The organism is Alkalibacterium pelagium, assembly GCF_900109325.1.
GTDB lineage: Bacteria > Bacillota > Bacilli > Lactobacillales > Carnobacteriaceae_A > Alkalibacterium > Alkalibacterium pelagium.
In genome coordinates, this window is sequence record NZ_FNZU01000034.1 from 1 (window position 1) to 1,119 (window position 1,119).

1 rRNA gene is annotated in these 1,119 nt (G+C 53.1%); it reads left to right on the forward strand.

Going from position 1 to position 1,119, the window contains the following annotated elements:
* A 23S ribosomal RNA gene (locus tag BMX79_RS12400) occupies window positions 1-1,073 on the forward strand; the annotation flags it as partial.
* Window positions 1,074-1,119 lie beyond the last annotated feature (46 nt).

Consider the following 1,119-nt stretch of genomic DNA (forward strand, 5'->3'; position numbering starts at 1 on the left):
GACACCTGCCCGGTGCTGGAAGGTTAAGAGGAAGGGTTAGCTTCGGCGAAGCTCTGAATTGAAGCCCCAGTAAACGGCGGCCGTAACTATAACGGTCCTAAGGTAGCGAAATTCCTTGTCGGGTAAGTTCCGACCCGCACGAAAGGTGTAACGATTTGGGCACTGTCTCAACGAGAGACTCGGTGAAATTATAGTACCTGTGAAAATGCAGGTTACCCGCGACAGGACGGAAAGACCCCATGGAGCTTTACTGTAGTTTGATATTGAGTGTCTGTACAGCTTGTACAGGATAGGTAGGAGCCAATGAAGCCAGGACGCCAGTCTTGGTGGAGGCGTTGGTGGGATACTACCCTAGCTGTATGGCCACTCTAACCCGCGACCGTAAACCGGTCGGGAGACAGTGTCAGACGGGCAGTTTGACTGGGGCGGTCGCCTCCTAAAATGTAACGGAGGCGCCCAAAGGTTCCCTCAGAATGGTTGGAAATCATTCGTAGAGTGTAAAGGCAGAAGGGAGCTTGACTGCGAGACCTACAAGTCGAGCAGGGACGAAAGTCGGGCTTAGTGATCCGGTGGTACCATATGGAAGGGCCATCGCTCAACGGATAAAAGCTACCCTGGGGATAACAGGCTTATCTCCCCCAAGAGTTCACATCGACGGGGAGGTTTGGCACCTCGATGTCGGCTCATCGCATCCTGGGGCTGTAGTCGGTCCCAAGGGTTGGGCTGTTCGCCCATTAAAGCGGTACGCGAGCTGGGTTCAGAACGTCGTGAGACAGTTCGGTCCCTATCCGTCGCGGGCGTTGGAGATTTGAGAAGAGCTATCCTTAGTACGAGAGGACCGGGATGGACACACCGCTGGTGTACCAGTTGTCAGGCCACTGGCATCGCTGGGTAGCTATGTGTGGACAGGATAAACGCTGAAAGCATCTAAGCGTGAAGCCCCCTTCAAGATGAGATCTCCCATTCCTTTAAGGAAGTAAGACCCCTGAAAGATGATCAGGTGGATAGGCTGGAAGTGGAAGCATAGTGATATGTGGAGCGGACCAGTACTAATCGGTCGAGGACTTAACCACACAACGTGTGTTAAGGGTAAGTGGTGTTGTTTCGTGTTGATCAGCT